At 62.3% G+C, this 16371-nt stretch carries 12 protein-coding genes; 7 read left to right on the forward strand and 5 right to left on the reverse strand.

What is annotated here, in order from left to right; all coding sequences use genetic code 11:
• The first annotated feature begins 2 nt into the window (after positions 1-2).
• From pduT to HMPREF3140_RS17055, 5 genes are all read left to right on the forward strand, one after another.
• On the forward strand, positions 3-557 hold the full coding sequence (pduT, locus tag HMPREF3140_RS17035; RefSeq protein WP_032412303.1) for a propanediol utilization microcompartment protein PduT: 555 nt from the start codon (positions 3-5) through the stop codon (positions 555-557).
• The gene (gene pduU, locus HMPREF3140_RS17040) at positions 557-907 is read left to right on the forward strand and encodes a propanediol utilization microcompartment protein PduU (RefSeq protein WP_002915850.1); all 351 of its coding nucleotides are present in this window, start codon (positions 557-559) and stop codon (positions 905-907) included. Before pduT ends, pduU begins: the two co-directional genes overlap by 1 nt.
• Before the next feature lie 4 nt (positions 908-911).
• On the forward strand, positions 912-1352 hold the full coding sequence (pduV, locus tag HMPREF3140_RS17045; RefSeq protein ID WP_002915858.1) for a propanediol utilization protein PduV: 441 nt from the start codon (positions 912-914) through the stop codon (positions 1350-1352).
• Positions 1349-2563: an acetate/propionate family kinase gene (locus HMPREF3140_RS17050; RefSeq protein ID WP_004185484.1), complete on the forward strand. Its 1215-nt coding sequence runs from the start codon at positions 1349-1351 to the stop codon at positions 2561-2563. Before pduV ends, HMPREF3140_RS17050 begins: the two co-directional genes overlap by 4 nt.
• A gap of 91 nt (positions 2564-2654) precedes the next feature.
• Positions 2655-3521: a GHMP family kinase ATP-binding protein gene (locus HMPREF3140_RS17055; RefSeq protein WP_004193729.1), complete on the forward strand. Its 867-nt coding sequence runs from the start codon at positions 2655-2657 to the stop codon at positions 3519-3521.
• 3 nt (positions 3522-3524) lie between these two features.
• Here HMPREF3140_RS17055 and cobD read toward each other — a convergent pair whose 3' ends face one another.
• Both cobD and amiC read right to left on the reverse strand, forming a co-directional pair.
• Positions 3525-4601 carry a threonine-phosphate decarboxylase CobD gene (gene cobD / locus HMPREF3140_RS17060; protein ID WP_016946084.1) on the reverse strand — a complete coding sequence of 359 codons (1077 nt, stop codon included), beginning with the start codon at positions 4599-4601 and terminating at the stop codon, positions 3525-3527.
• Between the two features lie 17 nt (positions 4602-4618).
• Entirely contained in the window at positions 4619-5872 is a 1254-nt protein-coding gene (gene amiC / locus HMPREF3140_RS17065) for an N-acetylmuramoyl-L-alanine amidase AmiC (RefSeq protein ID WP_004174538.1), read from the reverse strand.
• A gap of 227 nt (positions 5873-6099) precedes the next feature.
• Between amiC and argA the strand changes: the two genes are divergently transcribed.
• Both argA and HMPREF3140_RS17075 read left to right on the forward strand, forming a co-directional pair.
• Positions 6100-7431 (forward strand): amino-acid N-acetyltransferase, encoded by a 1332-nt coding sequence (gene argA / locus HMPREF3140_RS17070; RefSeq protein ID WP_004149616.1) that lies wholly within the window; start codon positions 6100-6102, stop codon positions 7429-7431.
• Positions 7432-7660: 229 nt separating this feature from the next.
• The gene (locus HMPREF3140_RS17075; protein ID WP_004185486.1) at positions 7661-7981 is read left to right on the forward strand and encodes a hypothetical protein; all 321 of its coding nucleotides are present in this window, start codon (positions 7661-7663) and stop codon (positions 7979-7981) included.
• Positions 7982-8038: 57 nt separating this feature from the next.
• Here the strand turns inward: HMPREF3140_RS17075 and recD are convergent, their stop codons facing one another.
• From recD to ptrA, 3 genes are read right to left on the reverse strand one after another with little or no spacing between them, the layout of a single operon-like run.
• On the reverse strand, positions 8039-9883 hold the full coding sequence (recD, locus tag HMPREF3140_RS17080; protein ID WP_023313602.1) for an exodeoxyribonuclease V subunit alpha: 1845 nt from the start codon (positions 9881-9883) through the stop codon (positions 8039-8041).
• The gene (recB, locus tag HMPREF3140_RS17085) at positions 9880-13416 is read right to left on the reverse strand and encodes an exodeoxyribonuclease V subunit beta (RefSeq protein ID WP_015875135.1); all 3537 of its coding nucleotides are present in this window, start codon (positions 13414-13416) and stop codon (positions 9880-9882) included. The genes recD and recB overlap by 4 nt, the downstream gene beginning before the upstream one ends.
• Entirely contained in the window at positions 13413-16298 is a 2886-nt protein-coding gene (gene ptrA / locus HMPREF3140_RS17090; protein ID WP_002915886.1) for a pitrilysin, read from the reverse strand. The genes recB and ptrA overlap by 4 nt, the downstream gene beginning before the upstream one ends.
• Positions 16299-16371: the final 73 nt, after the last annotated feature.

Here is a 16371-nt window from a genome sequence, read left to right on the forward strand (position 1 = left end):
TCATGACCCAGGCTATCGGAATTTTAGAACTGACCAGCATCGCCAGGGGGATGGAGCTGGGCGACGTCATGCTGAAAAGCGCGAACGTACAGCTCCTGCTCTGCAGAACCCTTTGCCCCGGGAAATTCCTGCTGATGCTCGGCGGCGACGTCGGCGCCGTGCAGCAGGCAATCGCCGACGGCACCGCGCGCGCTGGGGAGATGCTGGTGGACAGCCTGGTGCTGGCCAACATTCACCCCAGCGTACTACCGGCGATCAGCGGTCTCAACGTGGTCGGGCAGCGGCAGGCGGCGGGGATCGTCGAAACCTGGAGCGTGGCGGCGTGCATCAGCGCCGCCGACCGCGCGGTGAAAGCGGCCAACGTCACCCTGGTGCGGGTCCATATGGCGTTTGGTATCGGCGGCAAATGCTACATGGTGGTGGCGGGTGATATCGCCGATGTCGACAACGCCGTCACGGTGGCCAGCGACAGCGCAGGCGAGAAAGGATTACTGGTTCACCGGGCAGTGATCCCGCGACCGCACGATGCGCTGTGGCAACAGCTGATGGAGGGATAATGGAACCGCAAACCCCTACCGAACGCATGATCCAGGAGTATGTCCCGGGCAAACAGGTTACTCTGGCGCATCTCATTGCCAATCCTGGCAAAGATCTGTTCAAAAAGCTGGGTCTGCCGGACGCGGTCTCCGCCATCGGCATTCTTACCATTACCCCCAGTGAAGCATCGATTATCGCCTGCGACATCGCTACCAAGTCCGGCGCGGTGGAGATCGGTTTTCTCGATCGCTTCACCGGCGCGGTGGTGTTGACCGGCGATGTCTCCGCCGTGGAGTACGCGCTCAGGCAGGTCACCCGCACCCTCGGTGAGCTGATGCGCTTCACCGCCTGCCCAATTACCCGGACCTGAGCCCATGAAACGCCTGATGCTAATCGGACCCAGCCAGTGCGGCAAAACCTCGCTGACCCAGGTATTGCGTGGCGAAACCCTGCGCTATCAGAAAACCCAGGCCATCGTCTGGACGCCGGCCGCCATCGATACCCCCGGGGAATATCTGGAAAACCGCTGCCTGTACAGTGCACTGCTCACCAGCGCCTGCGAGGCCGATGTCATCGCGCTGGTACTAAATGCCGATGCGCCCTGGTCACCTTTTTCTCCGGGGTTTACCGCCCCGATGAACCGCCCGGTCATCGGGGTGATCACTAAAGCCGATTTGGCCGCCCCGCCCCGTCTGCAACAGGTCCGGACATGGCTCGAGACGGCGGGCGCCGGACATATCTTTATCACCAGCGCGTTAACCGGCGACGGGCTTGATGACCTGTTCGCCTGCCTGAATGCAGAGGAATATCAATGACCTATAAAATCATGGCGATTAACGCCGGCAGCTCCTCCCTGAAGTTTCAGCTGCTTAACATGCCGCAGGGGGCGTTGCTCTGTCAGGGGTTGATCGAACGTATCGGCCTGCCCGAGGCCCGCTTCACGCTGAAAACGTCGGCACAGAAATGGCAGGAGACGCTGCCCATCGCCGATCACCATGAGGCAGTGACCCTGCTGCTGGAGGCGCTGACCGGCCGCGGGATCCTGAGCAGCCTGCAGGAGATCGACGGCGTTGGCCACCGCGTCGCCCACGGCGGCGAACGCTTCAAAGACGCCGCGCTGGTCTGCGACGATACCCTGCGGGAGATCGAGCGCCTGGCGGAGCTGGCGCCGTTGCATAACCCGGTCAATGCGCTGGGCATACGTCTCTTTCGCCAGCTGTTACCCGCGGTACCGGCGGTAGCGGTTTTTGATACCGCCTTTCACCAGACCCTGGCGCCGGAGGCCTGGCTCTATCCCCTCCCCTGGCGCTATTACGCCGAGCTGGGCATTCGCCGCTACGGTTTTCACGGTACCAGCCATCACTATGTCAGCAGCGCGCTGGCGGAAAAGCTGGGCGTACCGCTGAGCGCCCTGCGGGTAGTAAGCTGCCATCTGGGCAATGGCTGTAGCGTCTGCGCCATCAAAGGCGGGCAATCGGTGAATACCTCAATGGGCTTTACTCCCCAGTCCGGGGTGATGATGGGCACCCGCAGCGGCGATATCGACCCGTCGATTCTTCCCTGGCTGGTGGAGAAAGAAGGGAAATCCGCCCAGCAGCTCAGCCAGCTGCTGAATAATGAATCCGGGCTGCTGGGCGTCTCCGGCGTGTCCTCTGATTACCGCGACGTCGAACAGGCAGCTGACGCCGGCAACGAACGGGCGGCTCTGGCGCTGTCGCTGTTTGCCGAACGCATTCGCGCGACTATCGGCAGCTATATCATGCAGATGGGAGGTCTGGACGCGCTGATCTTTACCGGCGGCATAGGCGAGAATTCCGCCCGGGCGCGGGCGACGATCTGCCGCAATTTGCATTTTCTCGGCCTCGCGCTGGACGACGAGAAAAACCAGCGGAGCGCGACCTTTATTCAGGCGGATAATGCGCTGGTCAAAGTGGCGGTGATCAACACCAATGAAGAGCTAATGATTGCCCGCGACGTCATGCGTCTTGCATTGCCGCAGGCGCGCGAGCTGGCGGTGTCGGCATAAACGACGCGCCTCCTCTTGCGGAGAATCATGGTAACCGGCGGGTCGCCATGCCACTATGCGCCCTGGCGAAGGTAAGCGGAAAGGTGAAAACGTGGCTGTTGCACAATGTCCCGCCTCGTGCGGAGAACTTATCCAGGGCTGGATCCTCGGCAGCGAAAAGCTGGTCTCCTGTCCGGTGGACTGGTACAGCACCGTCGAGGTCGAGACCGGGGTACCGCGAAAAGACGAGCGGCCGCTGTCGCGGGCGATGGTCGACCAGCTGCTGGCCCACTGGGGCTACCCCCCAGCGCTGAGCCAGCAGATCCGCATCACCCTGCACTCAACGATCCCGGTGGCCAAAGGGATGGCCAGCAGCACCGCCGATATCGCTGCCACCGCCGTCGCCACCGCCCATCATCTGGGCCATCTACTGGATGAGCCGACGCTGGCGCGCCTGTGCGTCGCGCTGGAGCCCACCGACAGCACCCTGTTTCGCCAGCTGACGCTGTTCGACCATAATACCGCCGCCACGCAAATCGCCTGTCCCCCTCCGCCGGCGCTCGACCTGTTAGTGCTGGAGAGCCCGCTGACGCTGCGCACCACCGACTATCACCAGCTGCCGCGCGAGCCGGGCCTGTTGGCAAACGCCTCCCGGCTGCAGCTGGCGTGGGAGAAAGTACAGCAGGCCTGCCACTGCGGCAACCCGCAGCTGCTGGGCGAAGCAGCGACCATCAGCGCCATTGCCAGCCAGCAGCTGTTGCCTAAGCCGGGGTTTGACGCGCTGCTGGACCTGGTGGAAAGCGCAGGGCTCTATGGTCTCAACGTGGCGCACAGCGGCAGCGTCGTCGGCCTGCTGCTGGACCGCCGTCGGCATGACGTCGAATTTCTGCAATGGCGGCTGGCAGACAGCGACATCGCCGCCCACTGGCCGCAGCAGCATCTGCTGGCGATGGTGCCCGGGGGCGTCATCCTGCAGTAGGCCTCAGGCCAGCACCCGGCGCAACGCCGCCAGCAGCTGGTCGTTTTCCTCGGCGCTGCGGATCGCCACGCGGAAATAGCGGCTATCCAGCCCCGGGTAGTTGGCGCAGCTGCGGATCAGCACATGCTGGCGCAGCAGGGCATATTGCAGGTCAAAATCGGCTCTGTCGCAGCGCAAGAACAGGTAGTTAGCACGCCCGGGCCACACGGTCAGCCCGGCCATCTCCTGCAGCTGCGCATAGAAACGCGCTCCCTCCTCCTGCAGCCACTGCCAGGTGGCCCGCTGATACGCCCGATCCTGGAGAATAATTTCCCCGGCCAGGGCGGCATAGGCATTGATGGACCACGGCATTTGTCGCGCGCGCAGTCGGGCCACCGCCTGGGCATCAGCGTTCAGCAGGTAGCCGAGACGCAGCCCCGGAATGGCATAAAATTTGGTCAGCGATCGCAAAACCCAGACGTGCGGATGCTGCGCCAGCAGAGGAATAAACCCCGGCTGGTCGGGGATAAAGTCGAGGAAGGCCTCATCGAGGATCAGGCTGATGTTCAGCGCCCGGCAGCGCTGCGCAATGGCTTCCAGCAGGCCCCGCTCCGGCAGCAGGCCGGTGGGGTTGTTCGGGGTGCAGAGAAACAGGCAGTCCAGCGCCGGAGTCAGGGCATCGAGGATCGCGTCGGTCAGCTGCCAGCCATCGCGCTCCCGCAGGGCATACTCCACCACCTCGCAGTCCACCGTCTGCAGCGCCCGCCGGTACTCCGCGAAACCGGGAATGACGATCATCGCCCGCCGCGGCTTAAGGCCGTGGACGAGGGTGAAGATCGATTCAGTTTCGCCGTTGCCGGCGAGGATATGCGCCGCCGGCAACTGATGGTGGGCAGCCAGCGCCTGATGCAGCTGTTGATACTCGACGTCAGGGTAGCGTTCGGCGCAGCCTGGGTTGTCAACGATCGCCTGCCTGAGCGAGGCGGGCATCCCCAGCGGATTAATGTTGGCGCTAAAATCCAGCAGCTCGCCGGGCGCAATGCCCAGCAGGGCGGCGGCCTCGCGGGTGTTACCGCCATGGGCGCTTTTCAGTAAGGCCATGTCCCTTTCCTGTGTGGTTATCCGCGGCGGGCCAGCGTCGCGCCATCGGCAAAGTAGGCTTTAATCCCGGCGAGGATCGACTCGGCCACCTCCTGCTGGAATTTGGCCGTTTTCAGCTTTCGCTCTTCTTCCACGTTACTGATAAACGCCGTCTCCACCAGAATGGAGGGGATGTCAGGCGCCTTCAGCACCGCAAAGCCCGCCTGTTCTACCCGGTTCTTGTGCAGGTTATTGATATTGCCCATTTTCTCCAGCACCGCCTTGCCAAATTTGAGGCTGTCAGCGATGGTGAGAGACTGCACCATATCGAACATGGTGTGGTCGACATAGCGGTCGCCGCTCTTGCTGACCCCACCGATCAGATCCGAGGCGTTCTGCGTCTGGGCGAGATATTTTGCCGCGGTACTGGTGGCCCCCTTGGTGGAGAGGGCAAACACCGAAGAGCCGCTGGGCTGGCGGCTGGTAAAGGCATCGGCGTGAATCGACACGAACAGGTCGGCGCGCTGCTTCTGCGCCTTGGCGACACGCACTTTCAACGGGATGAACACGTCTTCGTTGCGGGTCATATAGGCCTTCATATTGCCTTCTTTGTCGATCAGCGCCCGCAGGCGACGGGCGATCTGTAGTACCACATCTTTCTCGCGGGTGCGATACTTCCCCACGGCACCGGAGTCTTCGCCGCCGTGCCCGGGATCGAGCATGATGACAATCGGCCGGTCGCGCCCGGCTTTGCCCGGCTGCGGCCCGCTTTGCGCCGGCGGCACCTGCCGCTCCAGATCGCCTTTGTTGTAATCCTCGAGCAGCGCCAGCAGCGGATCCTGAACATCGGTAGCGTTGGCGGGGTAGAGATCCATCACCAGACGCTCTTTAAAGCCGGCCACCGGCGCGAGGGCAAACAGCTGCGGCTTAACGTTCTGCTTGAGTTCGAAGACCATGCGCACGGTTTGCGGATCAAACTGGCCCACCCGGGCGGACTTAATAAAGGGATCGTCAGCGCGGATCTGCCCCCCCATGCCCTTCAGTACCGAGTTCAGGTTAACCCCCTCCAGATCGACCACTACCCGTTCCGGATTACTGAGGGCAAACTGCCGGTATTTCAGCACATGATTCGATTCCACCGTGACGCGGGTGTAGGTCGATGCTGGCCAGACGCGAACAGCGACCACCCGCGCGGCGGCGGCCAGCCCAACAGGGCTCACGCTCATTAACCACATGGCGCCCGCCCCCTGCAATAAACGGCGACGGCTTAATCCAGAGTTGTTTCCCGACATGCCACTCCCAAGCAATAAAAACGCATTTATACCCAAAACAAACAGATTGACCAGAAACTTTAACGAAAGGCATATAACCTGTCATCTATAAAAGGGTAAACATTCATTGACACCCTGCGCCGGGTCACATGTTTTTCGCGGCTTAGCCTCAAATTGGGGCTTGCGTTTAACGGCAAAACAGAATAAAAATACAATAATTACGAATAATCATGCATTGAGGGTTTGTCATGGTGAAGGAACGTCGCACTGAACTGGTAGAAGGATTCCGCCATTCTGTTCCCTATATTAATGCCCATCGGGGAAAAACGTTTGTCATCATGCTGGGCGGCGAAGCCATTGAGCATGAAAATTTCTCAAATATTGTCAACGACATAGGATTATTGCATAGCCTGGGCATTCGCCTGGTGGTGGTCTATGGCGCCCGCCCGCAGATTGACGCTAACCTCGCCGAGCACCATCACGAGCCGGTCTATCACAAGCAGACGCGAGTGACTGACGCCAAAACGCTGGAGCTGGTTAAGCAGGCGGCGGGGATGCTGCAGCTGGAGATCACCGCCCGTCTGTCGATGAGCCTCAACAACACCCCGCTGCAGGGGGCCCATATCAACGTTGTCAGCGGCAACTTTATCATTGCCCAGCCGCTGGGCGTCGATGACGGCGTCGATTATTGCCACAGCGGACGCATTCGCCGCATTGACGAAGAGGCGATTCATCGTCAGCTCGACAGCGGCGCCATTGTCCTGATGGGGCCGGTCGCGGTGTCGGTCACCGGCGAGAGCTTTAACCTGACTTCGGAAGAGATCGCTACCCAGCTGGCCATCAAGCTGAAGGCGGAGAAAATGATCGGCTTCTGTTCGTCGCAAGGGGTTTACAACCAGGCCGGGGAAATTGTCTCCGAACTGTTCCCTAATGAGGCGCAAGCCCGCGTCGAAGAGCTGGAAGCAGACGAAGACTATAACTCCGGCACCGTGCGCTTCCTGCGCGGGGCGGTGAAGGCCTGCCGCAGCGGCGTACGGCGCTGCCACCTGATCAGCTATCAGGAAAATGGCGCGCTGCTGCAGGAGCTGTTTTCACGCGACGGCATCGGCACCCAGATCGTCATGGAGAGCGCGGAGCAGATCCGTCGGGCGACCATCAATGATATCGGCGGTATTCTTGAGCTGATAAGCCCGCTCGAGCAGCAGGGCATTCTGGTACGCCGTTCCCGCGAACAGCTGGAGATGGAGATCGACAAATTCACCATTATTCAGCGCGATAACACCACCATCGCCTGCGCCGCCCTCTATCCTTTCCCGGAAGAGAAGATCGGCGAAATGGCCTGCGTGGCGGTGCATCCGGATTACCGGAGCTCGTCGCGGGGAGAGGTGCTGCTGGAGCGTATTGCCGCTCAGGCCAGGCAGATGGGACTGAGCAAACTGTTCGTGTTAACCACCCGCAGCATCCACTGGTTCCAGGAGCGCGGCTTCACGCCGGTGGATATCGACCTGCTGCCGGAGAGTAAAAAGCAGATGTATAACTATCAGCGCCGGTCGAAGGTGCTGATGGCCGACCTCGCTTAAGCCCTTCTCCTCTCTATCTAACGGCCCGGGATAGCGCGACGCTTATCGCTTTATCCCCGGCCGGTCTCCCGCCCCTCTTCCCGCCAGCCTGGCGTACGCACGCGGGCGAAATTCCTGGTTTCCGCGCAGGCCATTTCTTTCTCGCTGGCTCACCGATATGCTATTGGCTGTCGACAGGACGTCGACTGGCGCCGCGGCCGCCACCCGCCCTGTAAGGATCGCTTAAAGAATGGAACCCAAACCGAACTGGCTGGTCAGACATATTAATCTCATCACCACCGCGGTCGCCCTCTATCCGTGGTTGCTGATGATACTGCTCCTCTGGGATAACCAGCGCCATCATCAGCATGGCTATGCCGCGCTCGGCGCCGCCATCGCGATATTATTTCTGCTGGCCCTGACGTCCGGCATGAATCTTCTCATCTCCTCGCTGGTGATTTTTTGTGCCCGCTGTTCCACCCCACCGCTGGCCGGCGGCGCAGCAGTCCGCTTTTTCGCGATGAACTCGATCTCGGCGCTCTGGCTTATCCCTCTGTTCTTTAGTTACTGATTTTTCCGCCAGCCCGGGCGACGGCTGCAGCATTTTCCATCGCCCGGACCCGGCGTCTCAGGGGGTTTCGCGCCCGGCGAAAATCTCCGCCAGGCCGCTGCGCCGTTCGGTGCGCGTCACAATGGCCTGGGAGAGCACCTGCTCGTCGGCATAGAGCGACAACCGCCGTTTCGCGCGGGTGATCGCCGTGTAGACCAGTTCGCGGGTCACCAGCGGGACGCTGCGCGCCGGCAGGATCAGCGCCGCGTGTTCGAACTCCGAGCCCTGCGATTTATGCACGGTCATCGCCCAGGCGGTATCATGCTCCGGCAGACGGCTCGGCTGCACCGACTTGATGGCGCCGTCGGGCATCAGGAACCACACCCGCAGCTCGCCGTTGCGCTCCAGGGCGATGCCGATATCGCCGTTAAACAGCCCCAGCGCGCTGTCGTTGCGCGATATCATGATCGGTCGGCCGTCATACCAGCGAGAGTGGCGCGGCAGGGCGATCGCCCGCTGGCGGTTGAGCCGCTGCTCCAGCCGCTCATTGACGCCGCTCACGCCGTACGGCCCCTCGCGCAGCGCGCACAGCAGCTGGAATTCGCTGAAAGCGGCCAGCATGGCCTGCGGTTCGGCCCGCTCGCGGCGCAGCTGCAGGTAGCGCTCATAACCCTGCTGAGCCGCGCCGAGCATGGCTTCGTACTCTTCGGTCGTGCTGAGGGGATGAAGCGCGATATCGTCAAACGGCTGGCGCAGCGTGGCCTTCACCTCCGCGCGCGCGCCAGCGTTCACCGCCCGCGCCAGGCTCCCGATGCCGGAGTGACTACCGAAGCGATAGCTCTTTTGCAGCAGGCACAAACTGTCTCTCAGCGCGCCCGCGATAGCCCCCTCGCCCGCCGGCACCGGCGAACCGGTCAGCCGGGTCAGCTCCTGCGCCCGCGCGGCGGTATAGCCCGAACTCGCCCAGGCGCAGATATCCCCCAGCACCGCCCCCGCTTCTACGGAGGCCAGCTGGTCGCGATCGCCGAGGAAAATCACCCGCCCGTGGGCCGGCAGCGCGTCGATAAGCCGCGACATCATCGGCAGGTCGATCATCGAGGCTTCATCCACCACCAGCACGTCCAGATGCAGCGGGTTGCCGGCGTGATAGCGCATCCGCTGGCTGCCTGGCTGGGCGCCCAGCAGACGATGCAGCGTGCTGGCCTCGGTGGGAATCAACGCTTTCTGCGCGTCGGTCAGCGGCAATTTTCTCAGCGCCGCGCCCAGCGATTCGGTCAGACGCGCCGCCGCTTTCCCGGTTGGCGCCGCCAGGCGAATACGACAGCGCGGGCTGTCTTCGATCTGGATCAGCGCCGCCAGAAGCTTCGCCACGGTGGTGGTCTTCCCGGTCCCGGGACCGCCGGAGATCACTGAGATGCGGCGGGTCAGCGCCACCGCCGCGGCCACTTTTTGCCAGTCGGTTTCGCCGGTGGCAGGGAACAGGGCATTCAGGGTTGACGCCAGCCGGGCCTCATCCATCTCCAGCACCCGGTTGGCTTCATTGAAGAAGCGGGCGACGGTCAGCTCGTTGCGCCACATCCGATTCAGATAGAGCCGGTCGCCGCACAAAATCATCGGCGCCGGAGCATCGCCGCAGCTCACCGCCGACGAAGCGAGCAGTAGCCCGGGCCAGTCCTCCGGCGCGCCGGCTTCGGCCAGCAGCCGATCGCGGATCTCCCCCGCTTTACCGCTCAGCGCCTCGTCGCCGCTCAACCGCGAGAGCGGCAGACAGACGTGCCCCTCGCCGGCATCCCGGCTCAGCAAGGCCGCCGCCAGCTTGACCGCCGGGGGGTCGTTTTGCGCCACCATCAGGGCAAACTGGACGTCCAGCGGCCGCAGCAGACGCTGCTCCACCGCCGCCAGCAGTAGTTGTTCGAAAGTCATGAGGCCTCCTCCTGAGTTTCTCCGGCAAAAAGCTGATCCAGACCGTCAATCAGCGGTCGCACCGGCCGGGTGGTGAAGATCCCCTGCCCCCCCTCCTGCCCGTCCATGCCGCGCAGGAAAAGATAAATCACGCCGCCGAAGTGGCGGTCATAGTCATAATCGGCCAGCCGGTGGCGCAGATAGCGGTGCAGCGCCAGGCTATACAGCTGATACTGTAGATCGTAGCGGTGGGCACGCATCGCCTGCTCCATCGCCGGCCGGGTGTAGGCCTCGCGATCTTCCCCCAGCCAGTTGGATTTGTAATCCAGCAGGTAATAACGGCCTTCGTGACGGAAGACCAGATCGATAAAGCCCTTCAGCATGCCGCGCACCTGGCGGAAATCCAGCGGCGGCGTGTCGGCAGAGAGGGGATCGTACTGGCGGATAAGCGCGTCAAGGCGCTCCGCCGTCAGCAGCTGGGCGATGGGCAGGTAAAATGCCATCTCCACCTGTTTATCCCGCGCCGCAAGCTGATTGAGCGCGATATCCGGCCCCGGCAGGCGGGTCTTCAGCACGCCCCCCAGCCAGTCGGTCAGCACCGGCGCCCACTGCGCGTCAAACCCGCTCAGCTGCAGCTTCTCCGCCATCCACCCTTCCGGCACCGGCTGGGTGAAGTCCAGCTCCTCAAACAGGCTGTGCAGGAAGGTCCCCGGCGCGGCGCCGCGCGGGAACTGGTGCGGAGTCAGCTGCGGCTCTTCCACGACTTCGCCGACGCCGGCGGCATCAACATCCAGACGCGGCAGCAAATCCTGCCCGCCGCTGAAACCATGCTGCTGCAGTCCGGAGTAACTGGTCACCCGCCAGTCGTCGGCGATGCGGCGCTGCAGCTCGCGCGCCGACAATCGCGGGATGGTCGCCGCGGGCGCCTGCCACGGGGTGAGATCCAGTTCGCCCGGAATCTGTAATGCAATATCGCCATGACAGAAGTCCGCCAGCCGCGCAGCCAGCCCGGCGGCGTCCATGGCTTCGCCCGCCTGCAGCAGCCGTCCCAGCGCGCTGAGGTGGAAATCGCTGTTGCCGGATTTCCGGCTGCTGAGCGGCGCCACGCCGAGGCTGCAGTGCCAGACCGCGCGGGTCAGGGCGACGTACAGCAGGCGCAGATCTTCCGCCAGTCGTTCCGCCTCCGCCAGCTCGAGGCTGGCCTCATCCTGGCCCAGATCCAGCACCGCCGCGAACGTCTCGCGATCGTGGTAAAACGCCTGGTCCTGTTTACGAAACCGGGCGATAAACGGCAGCCAGACCAAGGGGTATTCCAGCCCTTTTGACTTGTGAATGGTGACAATTTGCACCAGGTGCTTATCGCTTTCGAGACGCATCTGCTGGCTGGCGGCGTTGCTGTCCGGCTCGGCGATATGCTGCGCCAGCCAGCGCACCAGGGCATGCTCGCTTTCCAGCTGGCTGGCCGCCTCCTGCAGCAGTTCGCTGATGTGCAGAATGTCGGTTAAACGCCGCTCGCCGCCGCGGGTCGCCAGCAGGTTCTCGGCGATATGCCGGGCTGTCATCAACGCCCGCAGCATCGGCATCACCCCGCGCTGCCGCCAAATCTGGCGGTATTCGCTGAACTCTTCCACCAGCGCGTCCCACGCCTGCTCGTCCTGGTTCAGGTTTTCAATATCCAGCGCGGTCAGGCCAAACATCGACGTCGCCAGCGCGCTGCGCAGGGTATTTTCCCGCTCCGGGGCCAGCACCGCCTGCAGCAGCCAGAGCAGCTCCTGGGCCTCCAGCGTCTCAAAAACGCTGTCGCGGTTGGAGAGGTAGACCGAGGGAATACCCAGCGTCTGCAGCGCTTCACGTACCTGCGCTGCCTCCAGCCGGTTGCGCACCAGCACGGTAATATCCGAAGCCTGTACCGGGCGCGAGGTTTCCCCGCGCCACAGCAGCGCGCGCCCCTGCTGACCGGCGCTCAGCCAGTCGCGGATCTGCGTGGCGCAGAGCTGCGCCATAAAGGTCTGATAATCGCCAGACCCGACGGTGTCGCCGGGCATCAGCCAGACGTTCATCGCCGGTACGTCCGCCGCGTCAACGGTAAAGCGCAACCCCTTGTTCTTCGCCGCCGCCTTCACCGGCAGGAACGGGATCTCGTGGAACATGAAGGGGTTATCGCTGAGGCTGAACAGCCGATTGACGCTGCCCACCATGCCCGGCGAGGAGCGCCAGTTGGTATCGAGGGTGTAGTGCGCGGCAACGTCGCCGCGCGCTTTCATATAGGTAAAGATATCGGCGCCGCGAAAGGCGTAGATGGCCTGCTTCGGATCGCCGATCAGCAGCAGAGCCGTCTCCGGCTGCCGGCGCCAGATGCGGCGAAAAATCCGGTACTGCTGAGGGTCGGTGTCCTGAAATTCATCGATCATCGCCACCGGAAAACGCTGGCGAATGGCGCTGGCCAGCGTCTCGCCGCTGTCGCCGCGCAGCGCCTCGTCAAGCCGGCTGAGCATATCGTCAAACCCCAGCTCGCCGCGGCGGCGCTTTTCGCGGGCGACCGCATCGCGGATCTCGACCATCGCTCTCGCCAGCACCAGATCGGTGAGCGTCAGCGAGGAGGCCAGCAACGACTCTACGGCGCTAAACAGGGGATGCACCGGCGGTTCGCCACCGGCTTTGGTGCGCTCGAGCAGAAACGACTGGGCAAATTTCTCCAGCGCGTCGGGCAGTTGGTAGCTTAACGTCTCTTCCTGCGCCCAGGCGTTCACTTTCTCCATCCACTTGCCCTGGTTGCCGCGATTAAACTTCCGCCGGTCAAGGCCGGAATTTTCCAGCACGCCTTCGATCTCGCCCACCTGCTCGCGCCACTGCTGCTTGAGCGAGTCAATGCGGGCGATGATCTGCTGATGGCGTTCGGCCAGCGTCTCGTTAGGGGCTGGCGGCGACTTAAGCTGCGGCGCTTCGCCCTGCAGCCAGCGGTCAAGGGACTTCAGCAGATCGCGCGGCCCTTTCCAGACGTCGTGGATCACCGCCGCGATATCGCGGGTCAGGGGATAGCAGTGGCGGCGCCAGAAATCGGCGCAGGCCTGATAGCGCAGGCGGGATTCATCCTCGATCAGCTGTTGCTCGAACAGCATGCCCGACTCGAAGGCGTTAAGGCTCAGCATCCGTTGGCAAAAGCCGTGGATGGTGAATACCGCCGCCTCGTCCATCTGCCGTTCAGCCAGCAGCAGCGTCTTCGCGGCGTCGTCTTTATCGGCGATCTCCGCCAACAACGCGCTGTAGAGCGGATTGTCGGATTCGCCGCGCAGGCAGGCGATGCGCAGTTCGTGGATGTTGCTGCGGATACGGCCGCGCAGCTCTTCGGTCGCCGCCTCGGTAAAGGTCACCACCAGCAGTTCTTCAACGCTGATGGCGCGGGGATAGGCGGCCTCACCGCCCAGCCCCAACAGCAGCCGCAGATACAGCGCGGCGATGGTAAAGGTTTTTCCGGTGCCCGCAGAGGCTTCTATCAGGCGCTCGCCGATCAGGGGCAAGCGCAGGGGATCCAAAGACTCAGCGGTGTCGGTCATTCATTCTCTCGCATCAGGGGTAAGGATTGCTGCAATGCGCTGACGTTTTCCCACACTTTGCCGCCTTTCGGCTGGGCATAGTCCGCTTTGCCATTCTGGCTACCGGAAATCTGGGACAAGATCGTCATGCCCTGCGGATCCACCACCGTCTGATGGAAGAAGTCGGCAAGTTTTTGCGGCGTCAGCAGTTTAATCTGAGCCACTACTTTATCACGTGAATCAAAACGCATATTACCGCGATCGAAATCTTTGCTCAGTTTCGAGGCTTCATCGCCCAGCGTCTGCGGCGCCTGCAGCATCTGGCTTATCACCGCCTGCTGGAGCTGAGCAAACTCTTCCGGCTTCATCGCCCGCAGCTTCGCCTCCGCGGTGGGGAAGAAGGCCTGGAACCGCTGCCAGAGGAAGGCCGGCTGCTTATCGCTACTCTGCAGCAGGAAGCCCATGCCCCACTGGCGCCCCACGTTCATCGGGAAGGCAAAGACCGCGTAGCCGAGCTGCTCTTCAGTACGCAGCTGGTTGTAGAACCACGGCTGAATGATCTGCCCCAGCAGGGTGCTGGCGGCGGTGCTGCTGAACTCATCCACGTTGGGCGGCGCAAACACCGCGGCCAGCGCGGAGTCGGTGCTGTTGCCCGCTTTATTGAAGATCGCCAGCTGCTGCCGATTCACCACCACGTCTTTATTGCGGCACCATTCGTTGCCGTCAGCGCCCAGCTGCTGCTGGATCTGGCGGGCCAGCGTCGTGGCGGCATCGGCGGTCATATTGCCTATCACCATCAGTTCAGGACGCCCCCTGGTTTTCAGGTTGGCGCGGTAGTTGAGCACCTCTTTAAGGGTAATGGAGGGCAGCAGCGCCCGGCGCACTTCGCGCTGGAAGTACGGCACCTGCGAGACCATCTGGATCGGCATAATCGCCTGATCGTAGGCTTTGCCTTTCTCGGCGGAATCCATCATCTGCGCATACCAGGATTTGGCCTGCTCCAGCTGCTCCTCGGTCGGCGTATAGCTGAAGTATCCCTGCAACAGATCGCTGAACAGCGCCGGAAGATGCTGGGTATAGCCGTTGGCATTGACCATTAATCCGTTATTAGCGCCGGTAGAGAACGAAATGCCGCCGACCGCCGCCTGGTTACTGAGCTGGTCGAGGGCGATGCCGGCGAGATAATCGTTGAGGGCAAACATCACCTGCCGGCGAGCGCTGTCCATCGCCTGAGGGTTACGCAGCACCAGGGAGATGTCCGCCTTCGGCTCGCTGGCAAAATACTGGCTCGGGGCATACACCACCCGCAGCGTCGGTTCATCCAGGATCAGCTGCGGATGCGGCCAGGCTTTATCGCTTTTGATAAGGGTGAAGTCATCCGGAATATAGGGGTTGAGCGCCGGCAGCCGCAGCTGGATGGCCTGCGATTTGTGCTGCCAGTCAGCGAACGTCTGCTCGCTAATCTTATCCACCTGATACGGCGCATCGACAAAGTAGGCCGTCTTGTTATGCGGCTCCTGGGGGCTGATATACCAGATACGGGCGTTCTGCGGGGTCATCATCGCCAGCCGGTCTTTGATCGCCTGCGGGTCGTACTGGTCGGCAATATTCACCACGTCCAGCGCATGCTCGACCGGCACCCGGATCATGGTGTCCGCCAGCCATTCCACGTAGTCCATGTCGCGGTTGATCGACGGATAGCGGAAATCGAGCGCCAGCACATGCGCCAGTTCGTCGAAATAGCGTTTGTCGATGCCCTGAGTACGCAGGAGGTCGAGGTAGCTGAAAATGGCCGCCGTCACTTCATCGCGGTGCGCCAGGCCTTTGTCGGTGAGGGTGGCTGAGATCGCCAGTACGCCGCTGTTGCCGTTTACCACCGGATCGGAATCGGCGCGGATACCTTCCGCCAGACCCTGTTTTTGCAACCAGTCAGAGAGCGTGCCCGGGCTGCGGTTGCCGATAAGATAGGTGACCAGCTCATCGGTTTTGCTGCGGAAGCGATCGCTGTTGTTGTCGATGCGAAACTCGACGCGCAGCACTTTACGCGGCATCGCCGGCACATAGTGAATAATGATGCCTTTTTGCGCATCCGTGACCACCGGGACGGTAATTTCCGGCCTGCTGATCTGACGATTCGGCACGCGGCCAAAGGTGTCCGCAGCCATGCGCGCCAGCGCCGGCAACGGCTTGTTGCTGTAGATCACCGCTTTCATCAGATTGGCGGAGTACCAGCTATCGCGGAAGGTGTGCAGCGCATCAAGCACCGGGCTGCCGGGCTTATCGCTGAGCGTCTCGAGGTTGCCACCCGAGAAGTGGGCCGCCGGGTGAGCCGGGTTGATGGTCTCCGCGCTGACCTGGGCCATGCGCATCCCGTCTCGCGTCCGAGCCATCGTCAGCTCGGCGTTGACCGCGTTACGTTCGCGGTCGGCATATTTTTTATCCAGCAGCGGCGCGGCGATGGCGTCGGCCAGGCGATCTACGGCCCCGTCCAGCGCATCATTTTCCACTTCAAGATAAAACGCGGTGCGGTAGGGCGCGGTACTGGCGTTATGGCTGCCGCCGTGCAGCTTAAGAAACTCTGCAAGGCTGTCAGGCTGGGGATATTTTTGCGACCCCATCAGCGTCATATGTTCCAGAAAATGCGCCAGCCCCTGATGATCTGCCGGATCCTGCAGGGATCCCACCGGCACCACCAGCGCCGACAGCGATTTCACCGCCTGCGGATCGGAAACCAGCAGCACGACCATGTCGTTATCAAGGCGGATCGCCTGATACTGACGCGTATCTTTTTCGCTTTTGCGGATCGTCTCCTGAATCGGCTGCCATCCGGTGTCGGCCTGACTAAACGGCGCCCAGAGGGCGGCCAACACAACAAAAACCTTGAACCATAAACTGCGGGGCATTCACGAACCTCATCATTAACAAACTTGCGCTGCACAGCGTGCAGCCTTTTATGTCCATCAGTCCGTGATACGT

This window comes from Klebsiella sp. HMSC16A12 (genome assembly GCF_001808265.1).
Taxonomy (GTDB): domain Bacteria; phylum Pseudomonadota; class Gammaproteobacteria; order Enterobacterales; family Enterobacteriaceae; genus Klebsiella; species Klebsiella pneumoniae.

What these genes read in the sequence shown, in the direction of transcription:
- pduT (WP_032412303.1), top strand. Translation starts at nt 3, where the DNA reads ATGACCCAGGCTATCGGAATTTTAGAACTGACCAGCATCGCCAGGGGG.
- pduU (WP_002915850.1), top strand. Translation starts at nt 557, where the DNA reads ATGGAACCGCAAACCCCTACCGAACGCATGATCCAGGAGTATGTCCCG.
- pduV (WP_002915858.1), top strand. Translation starts at nt 912, where the DNA reads ATGAAACGCCTGATGCTAATCGGACCCAGCCAGTGCGGCAAAACCTCG.
- HMPREF3140_RS17050 (WP_004185484.1), top strand. Translation starts at nt 1,349, where the DNA reads ATGACCTATAAAATCATGGCGATTAACGCCGGCAGCTCCTCCCTGAAG.
- cobD (WP_016946084.1), bottom strand. Translation starts at nt 4,601, where the DNA reads ATGGCCTTACTGAAAAGCGCCCATGGCGGTAACACCCGCGAGGCCGCC.
- amiC (WP_004174538.1), bottom strand. Translation starts at nt 5,872, where the DNA reads ATGTCGGGAAACAACTCTGGATTAAGCCGTCGCCGTTTATTGCAGGGG.
- argA (WP_004149616.1), top strand. Translation starts at nt 6,100, where the DNA reads ATGGTGAAGGAACGTCGCACTGAACTGGTAGAAGGATTCCGCCATTCT.
- HMPREF3140_RS17075 (WP_004185486.1), top strand. Translation starts at nt 7,661, where the DNA reads ATGGAACCCAAACCGAACTGGCTGGTCAGACATATTAATCTCATCACC.
- recD (WP_023313602.1), bottom strand. Translation starts at nt 9,883, where the DNA reads ATGACTTTCGAACAACTACTGCTGGCGGCGGTGGAGCAGCGTCTGCTG.
- recB (WP_015875135.1), bottom strand. Translation starts at nt 13,416, where the DNA reads ATGACCGACACCGCTGAGTCTTTGGATCCCCTGCGCTTGCCCCTGATC.
- ptrA (WP_002915886.1), bottom strand. Translation starts at nt 16,298, where the DNA reads ATGCCCCGCAGTTTATGGTTCAAGGTTTTTGTTGTGTTGGCCGCCCTC.